This window comes from Romboutsia lituseburensis DSM 797, assembly GCF_900103615.1.
In the GTDB taxonomy this organism is placed as follows: Bacteria; Bacillota; Clostridia; order Peptostreptococcales; family Peptostreptococcaceae; genus Romboutsia_F; species Romboutsia_F lituseburensis.
Window position 1 is genome coordinate 77,702 of record NZ_FNGW01000006.1, and the last position, 19,819, is coordinate 97,520.

Consider the following 19,819-nt stretch of genomic DNA (forward strand, 5'->3'; position numbering starts at 1 on the left):
TATGTTTTTATTTTATGGCAAAAGTAGAAAAAAATATTTATAAAAAGAAAAGCACTTATATTTTAGTATATTTAATTTTTACAATAATAGTTTCAGCGATATCATTATTAGGTAATGGATTGTTGAATCTAGTAACAATAACAATAGGTACTATTTTAGTAGGTAGTTATTATTATAATAACTCCAGAAAATATAAAATATATTATATTACATTTTCTGTGTGTTTGTTTATATGTGATATACTTGCCACTGGAATAATTACGATAGCGATATCTGCATTAGATATACACATTCAAAATATAGCATATTATCAAATCGTATTAGTGATTTCAATAAGATTAATTGAATTTATATATTGTAAACTAGCAGTATTATTTATAAATAGGAGAAATGCAAGTAAATTAACGATAATGCAAACATTAGGATTTATAATTATACAATTGTTTAGTCTTATATATATGTTTAGTTTATTTAGCTACATACAAATATTTTCTAGAATAGAAGATACGATTATACTGAATATTAATGTATTATTGATACTTATTATAAATGTGTATATCACTTATATGTTTGATAGCATTTCTAAAAAAAATATACTAGAGAATGAAGTTAATTTATATAAACAGCAATCAGAGCTTCAGTATAAATATTATGATAACTTAGAGAAAAAGTATCAAGGATCAAGAAAACTTGCTCATGATATAAGGAACCATTTATATACAATAGAAGAATTGTATAAAATAAATGATACAAATTCAGCAAAAGAATATACAAATGACATACACAAAATGTTAAATGAGTTAAATCAAAGATATTATACAAGTAATAAAGTTTTAAATATTATCTTAAATGATAAATTTGATTATATAAAAGAAAAAGATATAGATGTGATTTGTAGAATAGGTGATGTAGATTTAAGTTTTATAAGAGATATAGATATAACTACAATATTTGCAAACTTATTAGATAATGCCATTGAAGCTACATTAGAAATAGATAAAAATGCTTACATTAAGCTAGATATAAATAAATTTAATGAACTTTTAGTAATAAATATATCTAATTCTATAATTAACAAACCTATATATAAAAATAAAAAATTTAAATCAACTAAAGAAAATCATAATGGTTTAGGTATTGAAAATATAAAAAAATCTTTAGAAAAATATGATGGAACAATGTTGATAGACTATAAAGAAGATGAGTTTAAAGTAAATATTGTAATACCAATATAAATTGGAGGTAGGTTATGATATCACAAGATATAATAATAAGTTTATCAATTAGTATAGCGATATGTTTTTTAGTTTCAATAGGAAGCTTTGTATATTTTACAATAAAAGATAAGAGAGTTCCAAAGTCATTTATTGTAGGGTCTTTAGTATTTTTTATATCACAAATTTTAATTAGAATTCCAATACTAACATATGTACTTCCTAATATGATGTGGTTTATAAAGATATCTAACAATCCATATTTATATGGAATTTTTTTAGGATTAACCGCAGGTATATTTGAAGAAGTTGGAAGATTTATAGCATTTAAATATATTTTAAAGAAAAATTATCAATGGATAGATGGTATTTATTATGGATTCGGGCATGGAGGCATAGAGGCATTATTAATAACAGGTGTATCATGTTTAAATCTTTTAGTAGGCTGTATTATGATAAATAATGGAACCTTTGATGCTTTAATAAGTTCATCTAGTACAGTAACAGGTCAAGTTTTATACAATCAATGTATTAACTTAACATCGACATCAGCATTACTGGGAGGTATAGAAAGAATATTTGCAATGATAATACAGATTGGTCTTTCTTTAATTGTTTTATATGGAGTTAGAAATAGAAAGATTATATATTTGTTTGTTGCCATATTAATACATACATTAGTTAATGCACCTATAGTAATATTACCACAATTATTTAACGTAGGAACAATAGGATTAGAAATATATATTTTTATTTGTGCACTAGTACTAGGCGTATTTATATTATATTCTAAAAAATTATATAAAAAGGAAACTGATTTTAAATTTTATAATAAAAAAGGAAGATAAGTAAAGGGGGAATAGATATGAATAAATTAAAAGTATTCTTATTAACATTTTTAGTTGGAGGTATATTAGTAGGTTGTAGTAGTTCTAAGCTAAGTGAGGATTTTGATGAAGCAGCATTAAAGGCTGATGCTCAAAGTATAGTTCAGATGTTTTGTAATAATGATTATGAAAGTGTAGTAGATAAGATGAGCGATAAACTGAAAGCCGCAATTACAGAAGAACAATTAAAAGAAGTATGGGAACCAATACAAAACACAATAGGAAAATTTGACTCTATCAATAAAGAAGGTGTTGTTGGAAATAATGATGATAATCAAGAAATGGCTACTGTAGTAGAGATTATAAAATGTGAAAAAGGTAAAGCTCAGTTTAAAATAACTTATAACAAAGATATGAAGTTAGAAGGATTATATATAATAAAGTAAGATAAAAGTAAATAAATGCTATAATTAACTCCCTTATGCTATAATTTAATGAATATAGTATAGGGGCGTTTTTATGTTGCGACAGGAGCGAAGAGATTTTTTTATAAAGGGGAGAATAGAATTGATAAAATCATACAGCGATTTAAACGAACAAGAAATAAAAAAAGTATATGAATTTATGAAACTAGAAACAAACTTGGTAAATTCAATTGATCAAATGAATGAAATATTTAATGAAAAGATACATGATTATGGAAAAGGGGTATTATTTTATTTTATAGAAACTGAAGTAGTAGCAAGTTTATGCATAGTACTCGAAGTTGCTAAACAATTAAAGACAGCATATATACATAAGGTAAGTATAAACAAAGAAATAAGAAATATAGATATCATATTAGAACAACTAATAAAATATGGATCATCTATAGTAAAAAGTTATGGAGCTGAGGATATTAGAATTGGGATAAGTGATGGAGAAATTATCAAGATAGCTGAAAGAATAAAATTAAAAATAGAATATAGATCTTTAGAAATGAAATTAAATGAAGTTGGTAAAATACATGAAATATTAGAGATAAAGCCATTAAACAAAGATAATAAAAATAGATATATTGAAATATACAATAAATCTTTTTCGGACATGCCCCATGGAACTATTGCTAATATAGAGGTTATTGATAAATTTTTAAATGATTATAAAGAAAATAATAAATTAGAATATAAATTTATTGTATGTGACGATGATTTAGAAATAGGATTTATGGAAGCTACAATTGAAAATGAAAGAGGCATATTTGATATAGGATTATGCAAGGAATATAGAAAAAAAGGATATGGCAAAAGATTATTGGAAACTGCGATTCAGTTTTTAGTAGATAATAAAGCTAAAGAAATTTCATTAATTGTAATAGAACAAAATCAAGTAGCATACAAGATGTATCAAAAAAGAGGCTTTAAAATAAGCCATGTTATGGGTCACTGGGGTAAATTATAAAATTGCAGATATAAAAACAGAGTTTTACATACTGAGGCTCTGTTTTTTTGCGCATAAATATAAATATAAAAAATTATAAAATTATTGATAGGATTTATATATAAGTTACGTAATAGTTAATGTAAAAGCTTTTACAAGATAAGGAGGAATAATTTTGGAGGATGAATTAATAATCAAATATATTAAAAAGAAAAAAGAAGTTGGAATGGAAATGGTTATAGATAAGTATAGAGGGCTTATAACATCGGTAGTTAGGAAACATTTAGGGGGATTGAAAAATTATGAGGAAGAGTGTGTAAGTGATGTATTTTTATCTGTATGGAATAATATAAAAAGCTTTGATAAAAATAAAAATTCATTTAAAAATTGGGTTTGCGCAATCTCAAAATATAAAGCAATAGATTATAAAAGAAAATATTTATCTAAGTTAGAAACAGTAGATATAAGCAAAGATATATGTTACATAGATAAAGAGTTAATTAAATCAGAAATAGATGAAGAAATAAAAGAAATACTAAGTCATTTAAATGAAAGAGATAAAGAATTGTTTATAAAACATTATTTAGAAGGAGAAGACCTAGAAGAGATAGCTATTAAAAACAATACAAAAGTATCTAATCTGTATAACAGACTATCTAGAGGTAGAAAGAAAATTAGAGAGAGTATATCTAAATAAGGATGGTGATATATATGAAAAATAAATTTGATATTTTTAATGATATAAAAATAGAGACAGATAAATATGATGAAATAAAATTTGATAACAATGATGAATTTAAAAATAAAATGAAAAATAAAATAAGAGAAAATAAGGTATCTAATAATAAAAAGAAAATGGCAATTGCTAGTATTGGGATATTAATAGGTTCTATGGTTATCGTAAGTGAACCGAGTTTAGCATATATAAGAAATATAGGAAAACAAATAGAATATTTTTTTAATAGAGAAGATAATACATTTAATGGGTATAAAGTAGAATTAAATCAAGTAGTTGAGGATAAAGGTATAGAAATAGAATTAAAAGAAATAATGCTTGGAGATGGAGAGTTACTACTAAGCTTAAAAGTTGATGATAGTAAATTAGATAAGGCTTATTTAGGTATAGATGAATCTGAAGATACATGGCCAGAGTTATATGAGCCGAAAATTCAAATAGGAGATTTGATATTTACGAATACTGGTGGAGCTATGAGTGGAGAAGCTAATGATGATAATTCTAAAAATATGTTATTAACTTGTAAATTAGATAATCTAGATGAAAATAATGATGGAGAACCAGATGTAGAAAAATTTGATTTAACAAATAACCTAGATATAAATAAAAACTATGATATAAAAATTGATATAGATAAGATTGGATATACATTAAATAAAGATGCTAAATTAAAAAATACTCCAGAATATGTAGAGGAAAGTGACGTTAAAGGTGGAGGTGTAAATGCAGATACAGGAGAGTCTTTTGAAACGAGAAATATAAATATATTAGGGAATTGGAATTTTAAAACTACTATAAATGCTAAAAAACTAATTGATGATATTGATATTTATAATGTTAATAAAAAGCTAAAAATAAAAGATAGATATACTGATATAGATGTATCTATAGAAGAAGTAAGAGTATCACCTACTAAAATAAAAATTAAACATAGCTTTAAAGTTAATAAAAATATAAATAAAGATGGAAGACATGACCCTAAGTTCTTAGAGTTTATTGTAAAAGGTGAAAAAGGAGAAGATATAGAAGTTAAAAATAGTATAGATTTAAATTACAATCCTGAATCTATATATGCTGAAGGTGAGCTAAATAGTAATATAAAAGACATAAAAATAATACCAGTGATAGAGGATTGGGGTAAAAAGTTTAATCATACAAAAAAATTTAATGATCAATCTATAACTATAAAACATAAAAATTAAATTAATTTAAAATAAAAAAATAGTAAGGAATATTCCTTACTATTTTTTTATTTATGTTCTACAAGAAACATTAAATATTAATGTTGATTCATAGATTTTAATATAGCAACTAAGTAGTTCCAAGTATTTTCAGTAGAAGAAATACTTAAATGCTCATTAGGTGTATGAACTTCATACATGTTAGGTCCAAGAGATATAGCTTGAGCATGAGGCATCTTGTCTAATAATAATCCGCATTCAAGTCCTGCATGTAAAGCTTTTATAACAGGTTTTTTACCAGTTAATTTTTCATAAGTATCAACACATATATCTTCTAACTTAGAACCTTTGCAGTATTCCCAAGCTGGGTAGTCACTTTCTAATTCAAATTTACCACCTAAAGTAGTTGCTAATAAGTTCATTTTATTAGTTATATCTTCTTTTAAAGTACCAACAGAACTTCTAACAGCACATTCAAAAGTGATTTCGTTGTCAGTAGTTCTAACAACACCTACGTTAGTAGAACTTTCAACAAGATCTTCTATATCCATACTCATAGTTTGTATTCCATTTGGTATTAAATTTATTGCTTTTATATAATTTTCTTTAGATTCTTTAGTAAGTATTTTATCAGCAGTAGTTTCTAAACATTCTACAACTAATCCTGGATCAGAAGTACTAAATTCATGTTTAAATTCTGCAGCTATTTTTTGTATGCATTCTTTAGCTTTGTTTACATCATTTTTATCAACTAATATAACAGCTTCAGACTCACGAGGGATTGCATTGTTTTTAGATCCACCTTCAACTTTAGCTAAATCAAAGTCAACACATAATAAATTTAAAAGTCTACCTATTAATCTATTAGAGTTAGCTCTTTGTTTTATTATATCCATACCTGAATGTCCACCAAGTAAACCTTTTACCTCAATTAATAAAGCTTGCTTATTAGCATCTGCATTAGTAAATTCAGCATTTAATTTAGTCCAGCCAGTAACTCCACCAGCACAACTTACAAGTAAAAATCCTTCTTCTTCTGAATCAAGATTTATTATGTATTCTCCTTTAAGTATAGAACCATCAAGAGCCATAGCTCCAGTCATACCAGCTTCTTCATCAGTAGTAACTAAAAGTTCTAAAGCAGGATGTTCTAAATCTGTAGATGCAAATACTGCCATACCCATAGCAACTGCTATACCGTTGTCAGCACCAAGAGTTGTTCCTGTTGCGTATATCATATCGCCATCTACTCTTAATTTTATAGGATCTTTAGTGAAATCATGTTGAGTGTCTTTATTTTTTTCACATACCATATCCATATGTCCTTGAAGTATTACTCCAGGGCAATTTTCATAACCTTTAGTAGCAGGTTTTCTTATTACTATATTTAGGGCATCATCTTGGATTGTTTCTAAACCTAATTTTTCTCCAAATGATTTTAAATAATCGCTTATAGCTTTTTCATTTCCAGAACCACGAGGTATTTGAGATATTTCCTCAAAGTAATTTAATACAAGTTCTGGTTTTAAGCCTTTTAATACGTTTTCCATAAATACAACTCCTTTTATTAATGATTAAAGTAGATTAAGACAACTATTTTAAGTGCATAATATACAAAAAATACATATTACTAATTTATGATGTATTTTATTATTAGTATACTATTTTTATAATAATATACAAGAACAAGTTTGTTAAAATTTAGAGAAGTTTTTATAGTACAAACAAACTATGATTATGTATAATATATAAATAGCTACATAAATAGTATAATACAAATATACTCAAAAAACACATCATAATAACAAATAGATATTTAAAAGGAGGAATCATGAATCCGAAAGCATTAAGAGTTTTAGAATTCAACAAAATAATAGATCTATTGAAGAGCAAAGCCTCATCTTCATTAGGTATGAGATATATAGAAAAGCTAACACCAAGTTCAGATTATAATGAAGTTAAATCTTCATTAGAAGAAACGAGTGAAGCTCAGGCTATCCTTATAAAAAGAGGTGGAATTGGTTTACAAGGCATATATGATATAGAAGATAAAGCTAAAAGAGCTAATGTAGGTTCTTCATTAGATCCAGGTAGCTTAATAATGATTGCAGATACTTTAAGAGTTGCTAGGATATTAAAAAATAACTTATCTTCTTCTGAAGAAGAGGATTTTAATTTTCCAATAATTCAGTCATTATCAAATTCTTTATATACTTATAGAGATATTGAGGATGCCATATTTAATGCAATTATAAGTGAAGTAGAAATATCAGATAATGCATCTAGTACACTTAGAGATGTTAGAAGAAGAATAGTCCAAAAAAATCAATCAATAAGATCGAAATTAAATTCAATAATATCATCTACTACATATCAGAAATATTTACAAGATGCAATAATTTCAGTTAGAGGAGATAGATTTGTTGTACCTGTAAAAGCTGAATATAGATCACAAGTTTCAGGTATAGTTCATGATCAGTCTTCTTCAGGAGCTACATTATTTATAGAACCAATGAGTATAGTTGATATGAATAATGAATTAAGACAATTAAGATTACAAGAGCAAGAAGAAATAGAAAGAATTTTAGCCGAATTATCTGCTATGGTTGGTGAAATTTGTGAGGAATTACTTTCAAATCAAGAGATATTAGGTAGGTTAGATTTTGCTTTTGCTAAAGGTAAATTATCTATTCAAATGAAAGCTGTAGAGCCTACATTAAACGAAGATAAATATATAAATATAAAAAATGGAAGACATCCATTGCTTGAAAAAGATAAAGTTGTCCCTAATACTGTATATCTTGGTAGAGAATTCCATACATTAGTAATAACAGGTCCGAATACAGGTGGTAAAACTGTAACAATTAAAACTGTTGGATTATTTGCACTTATGACTCAAAGTGGATTACACATACCAGCTGATTTTGGAAGTAGTATGTGTGTTTATGATAATATATTTGCAGATATAGGAGATGAACAAAGTATAGAGCAAAGTTTATCAACATTCTCATCTCATATGACAAATATAGTTTCTATATTAAAAGATGTTACTGAAGATTCGTTAGTTATATTTGATGAGTTGGGAGCGGGAACTGATCCTATAGAAGGTGCAGCATTAGCTATAGCTATACTTGAAGATGTTCATATGGCAGGCGGTAAATGTATAGCAACTACACATTATAGTGAGATAAAAAACTATGCTCTTACAAAAGATGGAGTAGAAAATGCTGCAGTTGAATTTGATTTAGATACTTTAAGCCCAACATATAGATTACTTATAGGTGTACCTGGTAAATCTAATGCATTTGAAATATCTCAAAAATTGGGATTAAGTGATTATGTAATAACAAGAGCTAAAGAGTTTATAAATACGGATAACATAGCATTAGAAGATGTACTTCAAAATGTTGAGAAAAATAGAATCAAAGCAATAGAAGAAAGAGAAGAAGCTGAAAAGTTAAAATTAGAAATTGAGAGACTTAAAAATGAGTATGATGAAAAAATTTCTAAAATAACAACTCAAAAAGAAAAAATAATGGAACAAGCAAGACAAGAGGCGTTTAGAGTAACTAGACAAGCTAAAGAAGAAGTTGATAACATAATAAAAGAACTTAGAGCTTTAGAAGAAGAAAAAGCGTCTAAAGAAAAGAACCAACAAATAGAAGCTCTTAGAAAAGAACTGTCAAGTTCTATGGGAAGTTTACAACCAACTGTAAAAAGTATGATAGTTCCTAAGGTTGCTAATAAAGAAATAAAAGATTTAAAAGCAGGAGAAGAAGTAAAAGTTATAACATTAAATCAACAAGGTACTGTAGTATCTGTGGATAAAAACAAAAAAGAAGCTGTAGTACAAATTGGTATAATGAAAATGAACTTACCATTTAAATCTTTAAAGAGAATTAAGAAAGATGTTAAAACTACAGTTACAAAATCAACAAGAAATATAATTAAATCTAAATCAGGAAGAGTTAAGAGTGAAGTAGATTTAAGAGGTATGAATCTAGAAGAAGCAATTATGGAAGTAGAAAAGTATTTAGACGATGCATATGTAGCAGGATTAGAATCAGTTACAGTAATACATGGAATTGGTACTGGAGTGTTAAAATCAGGTTTACAAGATATTTTAAAGCGTAACAGACATGTAAAATCTCAAAGAGGTGGTCAATATGGTGAAGGTGGAGCTGGAGTAACCATAGTTACATTAAAATAAACTATTTATAAATACTAAGTTATAGTGGTAAAATTAAAAAGAATTTTTACTGCTATAACTTAAATAATGTTAAATACTATTAAGTTACTACATAATGATATTATAATAAATTAACTAAGGTGGAAAAAAGATGATACTAGTATCAGCATGCTTACTTGGAATAAATTGTAAGTATAATGGCGACAATAATAAAGATTTTAAGGTATTAGAATACTTAAAGGATAAAGAATTTATAATTGTATGTCCAGAGCAGTTAGGTGGTATGAGTACCCCTAGAGATCCATCTGAAATAATAAGATTAGATGGTGATGCGGTTATTAATGGAGAGACGAGCGTAATAACTAATAAAAGGTTAGATGTAACTAAAAAATTTAAGTTAGGTGCTAACGAAACTTTAAAGATAGCTAAACTATATAATTGCAAAGAAGCAATATTAAAAGAAGGAAGTCCATCGTGTGGTTCTAACTATATATATGATGGAACATTTACAGGTAAAAAAAGAGATGGAATCGGTGTTACTACATCCTTATTAAAACATAATGGAATAAAAGTAATAAGTGAAAAGGAAATATAAGAAAATATAGTCAGGAAATGTAGTAAATAACTTGAAAAAACTCAGAAATTGATTTACCATAAAGTAATAAGAGGAAGAGAGAGGAGAAAATGCATGCAAGATTTTAAATTATCAATAGCAGAATGCTTAAAAGAAAAGATAGAGGACTTATCTTTTGAAGAAATAGTTGGATTAATAGAAGTACCACCAAACAAAGACATGGGAGATTTTGCATTCCCTTGTTTCAAATTAGCAAAAGTATTTAGAAAAGCTCCTAACATGATAGCAGCTGAATTATCTGAATCAATAGAAGCTAAAGGTAGTATAGCTAAGGTAATGCCAATGGGTGGATATGTTAACTTCTTCGTTAACAAATCTCAATTAGCGGAAAGTGTTATAAAAGATGTATTAACACAAAAAGAAAACTATGGACGTAGCGATATAGGAAAAGGAGAAAATGTTATAGTAGAATTCTCATCTCCAAACATTGCGAAGCCTTTCCACATAGGACATATAAGAACTACTGTTATAGGTAATGCTTTATACAAAATGTATGAATCTCAAGGATACAATACAACAAGAATAAACCACTTAGGAGACTATGGAACACAGTTCGGTAAATTAATAGTTGCTTTCAAAAAGTGGGGAGATAAAAAAGCTGTAGAAGCAAGTCCAATACCAGAATTACTAAAATTATACATACAATTCCATGATGAAGCTGAAGCACATCCAGAAATGGAAGATGAAGCAAGAGCATGGTTCACTAAGTTAGAAAATGGTGACGAAGAAGCAACTGCTTTATGGCAATGGTTCAGAGATGAAAGTTTAAAGGAATTCAACAGAGTTTATGACTTATTAGACATAGAATTTGATTCTTTAGCAGGTGAAAGTTTCTACTCAGATAAAATGCCAAGAGTAATAGATATGTTAAATGAAAAAGGTCTTTTAAAAGAGTCTAAAGGTGCTAGAATAGTAGACTTAGAAGAATACAAAATGCCACCAGCACTTATAACTAAGAATGATGGTTCAACACTTTACATGACAAGAGACTTAGCTGCTGCTATATATAGACATGAAACTTATAACTTTGATAAGTGTGTTTATGTAGTTGGTTCTCAACAAAACTTACACTTTGAGCAATGGTTTAAAGTTATAGAACTTATGGGATTTGAATGGGCTAAAAATTTAGTTCACGTAGGATTCGGTATGGTTGCATTAGAAAATGGAACAATGTCAACAAGAAAAGGTAGAGTTGTATTCTTAGAAGATGTTCTAAAACAAGCAATAGAAAAAACTAAAGAAACAATGCTTGCTAAAAACCCTAATGCTTTAAATGTTGATGAAATAGCTAAGCAAGTAGGTGTTGGAGCGGTAGTATTCCAAGAATTATCTAACAGTAGAATAAAAGATTACACATTCTCATGGGATAGAACATTAAGCTTTGATGGAGAAACAGGACCATATGTACAATATACTCATGCAAGATGTTGTGCAGTTTTAAGAAAAGCTAATGAAGAAGTTACTACAGATATAAATTATGAATTATTAAATGATGTTGATAGTGCGGAAGTATTAAAAGTTATAGCATCATTCAATAAGTGTATAGTAGCTGGTTTAAGAAAGAATGAACCACATGTAATAACTAGATTTGTGTTAGATTTAGCTCAAGCATTTAATAAGTTCTATCATGACAATTCTATATTAGTTGAAGATGCTGAATTAAGAAAAGCAAGACTTGCTTTAGTTGCAGCTACTAGACAATCTATAGAAAATGGACTTAAGTTATTAGGAATGCATGCACCAGAAAGAATGTAATAATATAAAATAATACAGGGATGTCGAAAACTGATGCTTTACATCTAAAAATGGAGTATCGTATAATTAAAGTAGATAGTAGAAAACATAATCTTTTTGTGAACTACTATCCCCCTGTATAAACGACAGCTTGTAAGCTGTCTCTTTTTTTTTAGAAAGTCTTAAAAAAGTATATTAAATACAATAGAAGATAAAAATAATTATTATAGAGTATTACATAAGGAAGGTAATATGATGAAAGATGATATAATCAAAAAAGCATATATAAGTGCATTTGATATCAATGATAATGGACTCAAAGACTTACTTATAATAAATACGAAATGTTTAGTTGATGATGCCACACAAAGATATGTTTATATAGATAATAATAGATTAAAAGATGAACTTATTTATTATAATTATTATGGCGAAAAACCTATATACAACAATATATTAAATATATTATTGCCAATCATACTATCTAATACTAATATATTAAAAAGTGAAGAAGTAATTATAGATATGGTAAATAAGTATATTAAATACCTAAAGAGAGAAGATTATTTATTTGAATATATATTAAGTGCAGTGGTATATAATAATGTTATTCATAAAATAATAGAAGATAAAAATATAAAATATGAAGAATTACTTCAAGATTCAAAGCAAAGAATAATTGGATTTTCTATTGAATTAGATAAAATGAATACTATAAAGTTTCAAATGGCAAGAATAAAAGCAATACAAGAGATAGACAAGTATATAGATTTAAAAATAGAGGATTATAATGAGGAAAAAATATTATGTAGTGTTTTAAATATACTATATGATATTTATATAGAAAATAGAGATATAGAAAATGATGGAATTATAAGTATAAAAAAATCTATACTATCTATATTAGGAGAAGAAGAAAATCTTAATATAGACAATATAGATTTTGTGTTGTCGATGTCTGAATACATTATCAAATTGAGAAAATATAAAATCAATAAAAAAATATATGATAAAAAAGCAGACCCACGAAGTTTAATAAAGCTTGAAACTGGAGAATCTGCACTAGACCCTATATTTAATCAAATAACAATAGTATCAAAGAATTTTAATAATAATATACTTAATATGACTATAAAAGCTAAGTCTGGTATATATGAATTGAAATTTAGAAAATCATAATAATCTAATTATTAGTTTCTAGATACTCAACAAATTGATCTTCAGTAGTATTAGTTAAGAAACATAATTCTTTTATTATACTATTTCTAAGATCGATAAAATCGTTAAGGCCAGTATTTTCATTTGTATACTCTAGGGCCTTTACTATAAGTAATAAATCTCTTTTTGATAAAGCGTTGATAGATACGTGATCAATTAATTCCATAATAACTTCCTTTCTAAACTCAGATAAACTTATAATGCTATTATATTCTACAAAATATATGTAAATACCTTCTATTAAAGAAAATTTTGATAGGATATTACATATACTATTTTAACCTAAGACTAGGGCAAAAATATATACTAATATTTAAAAAGAGGTGAAAAAATTGAAGATACTATTAACAACTCTAAATTCAAAGTTTATTCATACAAATTTAGCCATCAGATATTTAAAAGAGTTTGTTAAGGACTTAGTTGATGTAGATTTGAAAGAATACACTATTAATAATGATTTAGATTATATACTAAAAGATATACATAAAAATGATTATGATATGATATTATTCTCTACATACATATGGAACATTAACGATATAGTTAAACTATGTGATAACATAAAAAAAATAAAACCAAATACAAAAATAGCTTTAGGTGGACCAGAAGTAACATACGATAGTGAAGCTGCTATGCAAAAATATAAATTTGTAGATTATATACTATGCGGTGAAGGTGAATTAGTTTTTAGAGACTTAGTAATGTATTTACAAGGAACTAAAAAAATTAATGATGTAGAAGGCATTGTTTATAGGGACAAAAACGAAATAATTACAAACAGACCTAAAGAACTATTACAAAATTTAGATGAAATTCCTAGTCCATACGAAAATTTAGATCCTAAAGAGTATGAGAATAGAATAGTTTATTATGAAACATCTAGAGGATGTCCTTTTAATTGCCAGTATTGCTTATCATCAACTTTAAAAGGACTAAGATATTTCAGTATAGATAGAGTAAAGAGAGATTTAAAAGCTTTAATTGATGCAAGAGTTTCTCAAATAAAGTTTATAGATAGAACATTTAATGCAAATAAAGAATTTGCAAAAGAGATAATGAACTTTTTAATGGAAAATGATAATGATTATACAACATATCATTTTGAAGTAACTGCTCATTTATTAGACGATGATATGTTAGATTTTTTATCTGACTGTAAAGAGGGGTTATTCCAATTTGAAATAGGTGTACAAACTACTAACCAAAAAGTATTAGATGCTGTAGGTAGAAGAGATGATTTTAAAAAATTATCTTATGTAGTTCAAAAAGTAGCATCATATAGAAATATACATCAACATTTAGATCTTATAGCAGGATTACCATATGAAGATTATACAAGCTTTGAAAAATCATTTAATGATGTTTTTAATTTAGGAATAGAACATCTGCAATTAGGATTTTTAAAGATGATAAAGGGTACAGGCATAAGAAAAACATCTAATCAGCATGGGTACAGATATAAGGATTATCCACCATATGAAGTTTTATATAATGATTATATAAGTTATGCTGAAATACTAAAGTTAAAAGATATCGAAGAAATATTAGAAAAATACTATAATTCGAAAAACTTTGTACTATCGATGAGATATATAATTTTTAACTATTATAAAGAAAGTCCGTTTAAATTCTTTGAAGATTTTGCAACTTACTTTGATAAAAATGGATACTTTGACATGGCACAAGGAAAAAACCAACTATATAAAATACTATTAGATTTTTATAATGATGTAATAAATAAGGATACAGAATTGTTTAATGATATATTAAAATATGATTATATATCACTTGGAAAAACATCAAATATACCTAATTTCTTTAACAAGCTAGAGATGGAAGATTTTAAAAATAGATGTCATGTATTTTTACAAGATGAAGAAAATACAATTAAGTATTTACCACAGTTTAAAAATACACCTGCTAAGCAAATAATAAAGCATGTACACTTTGAGCCATTTAGTTTTGATATATTAAAATTAAAGGCAGACATAAATTGTAATGTCGAAAAAGTTGAAAATGTAATATTATTTGTGTATGATAATAAAAAAGTATTTGAAAAATCGAAAGCTTATACAGTTGAAATATAAAAGGAGATTTAGTATGAAATTCAAAATAGAAAAATATATATTAAAAAAAGCTGAAGAGTTAGCTTTTATAAAAATAAAGCATGACGGAGAATTCAAAGTTGATGGATATGATATTCCAAAAGGCGGACTAGATGTACCTATAAAAAATGAAGTATTAGTAAAAGGTATAAAAGAGAAAACAGCTCAAGATAATATAAATGCAATGTCTATAGCTGATGCCATGGTATTTATAATTGGTATAGATAGTCAATTTAAAAATAATGATGAATACAAAAAATTCTTAGATGCATTTTGTAGAAAAATAGATTTAGATTTAAAATCATATATGGGCTATATGTCTAAGAAGTATTTTGATATAGGTGAATATACAGATTCATTAATATACTTAAAAGCCCTAATAACTATGTATCCAGATGATATAGATGGACTATATCATTATGCTATAGTATGTCAGGAAGTAGCTAAACAATATCAAAAAGATATGGATAATAATGCAATGAATAAATTCCTATTAGATGCTTTAGAAAAATTAGAAAAAGTTATTCAATTAGAAGATGGATTTGCACCTGCTTATTATCATTTAGGATACCATTACTATAATCAAGGTCAATATCTTAAATCTAAAGTAATATGGGAAGAAGCTTTAAAGTTAGGTCTAGATGCAGATTTATGTGCTGAAGTTCAAGATAATATAGGTAAAATGGATTTTAAAGTTCAGTATGAAGAAGGATATAATCTAATATTCCAAGGAAAACCAGAACAAGGATTAGAAAAACTACTACCTTTAGAAGAAGATCATCCTGATTGGTGGAACTTACTATTTATGATAGGACTAGCATATAAAGAAATGAATGAAGTAGAAGAGGCTAAAAAATATTTTGAAAAAATATTAATAATAAAACCTCATCAAGTTGATGCAATAGTAGAATTAGGTCTATGTGAAGCTGCTACATTTAATATGGAAAAAGCTATAGAACATTTTGAAACAGCAGCAAAAATAAAAGAAGATCCTGAGATACTTTGTAATTTAGGAATGGCATATTTAAATAACGGCAATTTAGATGATGCTATTTATTATATAGAGAGAGCTTATGAATTAAATCCAGAGGATGAAATAACAGTAGCTTGTTTAAAAGAATTAGACAACTATAGATAATTTAAATAATAGAAAGATACATTATAAAAAAGACTTCTAAATTTAGAAGTCTTTTTTGTTATAAATATGCTATTATTTAAATAGATATAAAATGGGGGGGCATTAATATGATAAAGAATTTACAAGACATGTTAGCTAAGCTTAAGGGAAATGATAAAGTAATATTATCAGTGGCTGCAGCAGAAGATAAAGAAGTTTTGATAGCAATAAAAGATGCAGTAGAAAAAGAAATAATAAAACCTATATTAGTTGGACAAGCTGATAAGATAAAAGCTATATCTAAAGAAATAGGATTTAGTTTAGAAGGAATAGAAATAATTAATGCTGAATCAATAGAAGAAAGTGCTAAAATAGCAGTTGAATTAGTATCAAGCAAAAAAGCTGACTTTGTTATGAAAGGGTTGCTAGATACAGCAGTACTTTTAAAGTCAGTATTAAATAAAGACTATGGTCTTAGAACTGATAGTCTATTAAGTCATGTTATGATATATGAACTTGAAAGTTATCACAAGTTGCTATTATTGACAGATGGGGGAATGAATATAGCTCCAGATTATGATCAAAAGGAAAAAATAGTTAAAAACTCTATTCAAGCTGCAAAATCTTTAGGAATGGAAACAGTAAAGGTTGCATGTTTAGCTGCAAAAGAAAAAGTAAATCCAAAAATGCAAGCTACAGTTGATGCAGATTTACTTCAGAAGGCATGTAAAGAGGGGAAATTTGGAGAAAATGTATTAGTAGAAGGTCCTTTAGCATTTGATTTAGCTGTATCTAAAGAAGCAAGTGAAATAAAAGGATTTAAAAGTGAAGTAAGTGGAGATGCTGATATATTAGTAGTACCAACTATTGAAGTAGGAAATGGAATAGGTAAATCATTTACATATATGGCTAAGTCAAAATCTGCTGGAATAATAATGGGAGCAAAGGCACCAATTGTTTTAGTATCAAGAGCAGATAGCCATGAATCAAAATTATATTCAATTGCATATGGAGCATTGGTAGCCAAAAGTATGAAATAATGGATTACTTTAAAAATCATATATACAAATTGGAAAATTAATACTATAATTAAAATTGAATAAGGTAAACGTTTTGACAAGGTTTTGAATGAATTTACAAAGTTAAAATAATTACAATATTTAATGACAAATACGAATGATAAAAAAATAACAAAAATACGTTATTATTAAGGATTTAATTAAAATTTAAATATATTTTATCTTACAAATAAATTATATTTTAGTAACTAATTTTGTTAAAAAAATACTGAAATCAATATCAATTTAACAAGATTTAGTATATAATCAAAGTAGGCAATTCATAAAAAAAGGTTTTACAATGGACATAATTTTTTATCACCTGAGGACTTAAAAATCAAGAAAAAAAGGGGATAGGAATATGGATAAAAAAATGTTAACTATCGATTTAAATAGCCGTGTCTTGTTAGATAAGGCTGAAAAAGATGGCGTAGAGACAATGTATGACAGAAAACTTGGGTTCAAGTCTCAATGTGGATTTGGTCTTCAAGGTAACTGCTGTAGAATATGTGGAATGGGGCCATGTAGAATAAGTCCAAAAACTCCTAGAGGGTTATGTGGAGCAGACGAGCATGTTATAGTAGGTAGAAACTTTGCAAGAATGGTTGCTGGAGGAACAGCAGCTCACTCTGACCATGCAAGGGATATAGCTCATACATTAGCACTATCAAGTAGAGATGGTAACTATAAGATAAGAGACGAAGCAAAATTAATAGCATTAGCAAAGGATTGGGATGTAGAGACAGAAGACAGAGATATCTATGATATAGCTCATGAAGTTGCAGATATAGCATTAATGGAGTTTGGTAAACCACATGGCGTATCAAGATTTTTAAAATATGCTCCTAAAAAGAGACAAGAAGTTTGGAAACAATACGCAATAGAACCTAGAGCTATAGATAGAGAAATAGCTACAATAATGCATTCAACTCATATAGGGTGTACGGCTGACATAGACAGTTTAATTCACTTATCATTAAGAACATCATTAGCTGATGGATGGTGTGGATCTATGATGGGAACACGTTTAAGTGATATCCTATTTGGAACTCCAACACCAAGAAGAACAGAAGCTAACCTAGCTGTATTAGAGGAAAGCAAGGTAAATATATTACTACATGGACATGAGCCTTCATTATCAGAAATGATAGTTTTAGCAGCAGAAGATCCAGAGTTATTAGAGTTAGCTAAAGAAGTAGGAGCTGACGGTATAAACTTAGCTGGTATGTGCTGTACAGGTAACGAGGTTACTATGAGACATGGTGTTAAAATCGCAGGAGATTTCCACCAACAAGAACTTGCTTTAGTAACTGGCGCTGTTGAAGCTATGATAGTTGATGTTCAATGTATATTCCCAGCATTAGCAAAAGTTGCTGATTGCTATCATACAAAATTCGTAACAACTTCTCCAAAAGCAAAAATAACAGGATCAACATATATAGAATTTACAGAAGAAAATGCATACGAAGATGCTAAGAAAATAGTAAAAGAAGCAGTATTAAACTTTAAAAATAGAAATAAAGAAAAAGTTCTTATACCAGAACTAAAATCAGCAGCTACAGTTGGATTTAGTGTTGAAGCTGTAATCAACAAATTAGATAATGTTGTAAACTCTCAAATAGACCCTGCAGGAACAGTTAAGCCATTAGTAGACTGTTTAAAATCAGGAGTATTAAGAGGAGCAGCAGCAGTTGTTGGATGTAACAATGCTAAAGGTGTTTCAAATGAAGCTCATGTAACTATAATGAAAGAATTAATTAAAAATGATATCATAGTTGTTTCTACAGGATGTGGAGCTCAAGCAGCAGCTAAATTTGGATTAATGGATGAAGATGCAGCTCAAAAATATGCTGGTAAAGGTTTAGCAACAGTTTGTCAATTAGTTGGTATTCCACCAGTTTTACACATGGGATCTTGTGTTGATATAAGCCGTATATTAGAAACTGTTGCAGCAGTAGCTAATTATTTAGATATGGATATGTGTGATATACCAGCAGTTGGTATAGCTCCAGAATGGATGTCTGAAAAGGCAGTAGCTATAGGTTGCTATGTTGTTGCATCAGGTATAGATACATACTTAGGTATAATGCCTCCAGTAACAGGATCATCAAGAGCAGTTGAAATACTATGTGGAGAGCTAGAGGAAAAAGTTGGGGCTAAATTTACAGTTAATGAAAACTGTCATGAATTAGCAGCTACTATAATAAGCGACATAGAGAAAAAACGTGTTCACTTTGAAAAATTAGTAGAAGAAAAAATGATGGCTAATGCAGAAGCTTAGAAATTAAATAGAAATTAAGTAAACTATGCATACTACTTTGAAAAGTTAGTATTGAACAAAATGAGTTCCAGAAGAACTAACTATAGTTTTATTTGCGTATAAAAAA

The 19,819-nt window shown here is 27.4% G+C and carries 16 protein-coding genes; 14 read left to right on the top strand and 2 right to left on the bottom strand.

The window, feature by feature from the left end; translation table 11 throughout:
- Window positions 1-14: 14 nt before the first annotated feature.
- From BLP75_RS12555 to BLP75_RS12580, 6 genes are all read left to right on the top strand, one after another.
- Window positions 15-1,235 carry a sensor histidine kinase gene (locus BLP75_RS12555; RefSeq protein ID WP_170139195.1) on the top strand — a complete coding sequence of 407 codons (1,221 nt, stop codon included), beginning with the start codon at window positions 15-17 and terminating at the stop codon, window positions 1,233-1,235.
- Window positions 1,236-1,249: 14 nt separating this feature from the next.
- On the top strand, window positions 1,250-2,062 hold the full coding sequence (locus BLP75_RS12560; RefSeq protein WP_092726571.1) for a YhfC family intramembrane metalloprotease: 813 nt from the start codon (window positions 1,250-1,252) through the stop codon (window positions 2,060-2,062).
- A gap of 17 nt (window positions 2,063-2,079) precedes the next feature.
- Window positions 2,080-2,487 carry a DUF3887 domain-containing protein gene (locus BLP75_RS12565; protein WP_092726572.1) on the top strand — a complete coding sequence of 136 codons (408 nt, stop codon included), beginning with the start codon at window positions 2,080-2,082 and terminating at the stop codon, window positions 2,485-2,487.
- Window positions 2,488-2,560: 73 nt separating this feature from the next.
- Entirely contained in the window at window positions 2,561-3,481 is a 921-nt protein-coding gene (locus tag BLP75_RS12570; RefSeq protein WP_092726574.1) for a GNAT family N-acetyltransferase, read from the top strand.
- 154 nt (window positions 3,482-3,635) lie between these two features.
- Entirely contained in the window at window positions 3,636-4,157 is a 522-nt protein-coding gene (locus BLP75_RS12575) for a sigma-70 family RNA polymerase sigma factor (RefSeq protein WP_092726575.1), read from the top strand.
- 14 nt (window positions 4,158-4,171) lie between these two features.
- Window positions 4,172-5,398, top strand: a complete 1,227-nt coding sequence (locus BLP75_RS12580) for a DUF4179 domain-containing protein (RefSeq protein WP_170139193.1) — start codon at window positions 4,172-4,174, stop codon at window positions 5,396-5,398.
- A gap of 77 nt (window positions 5,399-5,475) precedes the next feature.
- On the opposite strand, the gene BLP75_RS12585 is transcribed toward BLP75_RS12580, so the two are convergent.
- The gene (locus BLP75_RS12585; RefSeq protein ID WP_092726578.1) at window positions 5,476-6,927 is read right to left on the bottom strand and encodes an aminoacyl-histidine dipeptidase; all 1,452 of its coding nucleotides are present in this window, start codon (window positions 6,925-6,927) and stop codon (window positions 5,476-5,478) included.
- Between the two features lie 281 nt (window positions 6,928-7,208).
- On the opposite strand from BLP75_RS12585, the gene BLP75_RS12590 reads away from it, so the two are divergent.
- From BLP75_RS12590 to BLP75_RS12605, 4 genes are all read left to right on the top strand, one after another.
- Window positions 7,209-9,587 (top strand): endonuclease MutS2, encoded by a 2,379-nt coding sequence (locus tag BLP75_RS12590; RefSeq protein WP_092726580.1) that lies wholly within the window; start codon window positions 7,209-7,211, stop codon window positions 9,585-9,587.
- Between the two features lie 130 nt (window positions 9,588-9,717).
- Window positions 9,718-10,161: a 2-thiouracil desulfurase family protein gene (locus BLP75_RS12595; RefSeq protein ID WP_092726581.1), complete on the top strand. Its 444-nt coding sequence runs from the start codon at window positions 9,718-9,720 to the stop codon at window positions 10,159-10,161.
- 93 nt (window positions 10,162-10,254) lie between these two features.
- On the top strand, window positions 10,255-11,955 hold the full coding sequence (gene argS, locus BLP75_RS12600; protein WP_092726582.1) for an arginine--tRNA ligase: 1,701 nt from the start codon (window positions 10,255-10,257) through the stop codon (window positions 11,953-11,955).
- Window positions 11,956-12,186: 231 nt separating this feature from the next.
- Window positions 12,187-13,113, top strand: a complete 927-nt coding sequence (locus tag BLP75_RS12605; protein ID WP_242872431.1) for a hypothetical protein — start codon at window positions 12,187-12,189, stop codon at window positions 13,111-13,113.
- A 4-nt stretch (window positions 13,114-13,117) separates the two neighbouring features.
- Here BLP75_RS12605 and BLP75_RS12610 read toward each other — a convergent pair whose 3' ends face one another.
- Window positions 13,118-13,318 carry a hypothetical protein gene (locus BLP75_RS12610; RefSeq protein WP_092726586.1) on the bottom strand — a complete coding sequence of 67 codons (201 nt, stop codon included), beginning with the start codon at window positions 13,316-13,318 and terminating at the stop codon, window positions 13,118-13,120.
- A gap of 166 nt (window positions 13,319-13,484) precedes the next feature.
- On the opposite strand from BLP75_RS12610, the gene BLP75_RS12615 reads away from it, so the two are divergent.
- From BLP75_RS12615 to cooS, 4 genes are all read left to right on the top strand, one after another.
- Entirely contained in the window at window positions 13,485-15,239 is a 1,755-nt protein-coding gene (locus BLP75_RS12615) for a B12-binding domain-containing radical SAM protein (protein WP_092726588.1), read from the top strand.
- Between the two features lie 13 nt (window positions 15,240-15,252).
- A complete protein-coding gene (locus BLP75_RS12620; RefSeq protein ID WP_092726590.1) occupies window positions 15,253-16,395 on the top strand; it encodes a tetratricopeptide repeat protein in 1,143 nt (380 codons plus the stop codon).
- Between the two features lie 107 nt (window positions 16,396-16,502).
- The gene (locus BLP75_RS12625) at window positions 16,503-17,414 is read left to right on the top strand and encodes a bifunctional enoyl-CoA hydratase/phosphate acetyltransferase (RefSeq protein ID WP_092726592.1); all 912 of its coding nucleotides are present in this window, start codon (window positions 16,503-16,505) and stop codon (window positions 17,412-17,414) included.
- A 379-nt stretch (window positions 17,415-17,793) separates the two neighbouring features.
- Window positions 17,794-19,713 (top strand): anaerobic carbon-monoxide dehydrogenase catalytic subunit, encoded by a 1,920-nt coding sequence (gene cooS, locus BLP75_RS12630; protein ID WP_092726594.1) that lies wholly within the window; start codon window positions 17,794-17,796, stop codon window positions 19,711-19,713.
- Window positions 19,714-19,819 lie beyond the last annotated feature (106 nt).

Bases quoted from the DNA above. Each gene is read 5' to 3' on its own strand.
- BLP75_RS12565 (WP_092726572.1), top strand. From the start codon at position 2,080: ATGAATAAATTAAAAGTATTCTTATTAACATTTTTAGTTGGAGGTATA.
- BLP75_RS12570 (WP_092726574.1), top strand. From the start codon at position 2,561: ATGTTGCGACAGGAGCGAAGAGATTTTTTTATAAAGGGGAGAATAGAA.
- BLP75_RS12605 (WP_242872431.1), top strand. From the start codon at position 12,187: ATGATGAAAGATGATATAATCAAAAAAGCATATATAAGTGCATTTGAT.
- BLP75_RS12555 (WP_170139195.1), top strand. From the start codon at position 15: ATGGCAAAAGTAGAAAAAAATATTTATAAAAAGAAAAGCACTTATATT.
- BLP75_RS12595 (WP_092726581.1), top strand. From the start codon at position 9,718: ATGATACTAGTATCAGCATGCTTACTTGGAATAAATTGTAAGTATAAT.
- BLP75_RS12625 (WP_092726592.1), top strand. From the start codon at position 16,503: ATGATAAAGAATTTACAAGACATGTTAGCTAAGCTTAAGGGAAATGAT.
- BLP75_RS12560 (WP_092726571.1), top strand. From the start codon at position 1,250: ATGATATCACAAGATATAATAATAAGTTTATCAATTAGTATAGCGATA.
- BLP75_RS12620 (WP_092726590.1), top strand. From the start codon at position 15,253: ATGAAATTCAAAATAGAAAAATATATATTAAAAAAAGCTGAAGAGTTA.
- argS (WP_092726582.1), top strand. From the start codon at position 10,255: ATGCAAGATTTTAAATTATCAATAGCAGAATGCTTAAAAGAAAAGATA.
- BLP75_RS12585 (WP_092726578.1), bottom strand. From the start codon at position 6,927: ATGGAAAACGTATTAAAAGGCTTAAAACCAGAACTTGTATTAAATTAC.
- BLP75_RS12580 (WP_170139193.1), top strand. From the start codon at position 4,172: ATGAAAAATAAATTTGATATTTTTAATGATATAAAAATAGAGACAGAT.
- BLP75_RS12610 (WP_092726586.1), bottom strand. From the start codon at position 13,318: ATGGAATTAATTGATCACGTATCTATCAACGCTTTATCAAAAAGAGAT.
- cooS (WP_092726594.1), top strand. From the start codon at position 17,794: ATGGATAAAAAAATGTTAACTATCGATTTAAATAGCCGTGTCTTGTTA.
- BLP75_RS12590 (WP_092726580.1), top strand. From the start codon at position 7,209: ATGAATCCGAAAGCATTAAGAGTTTTAGAATTCAACAAAATAATAGAT.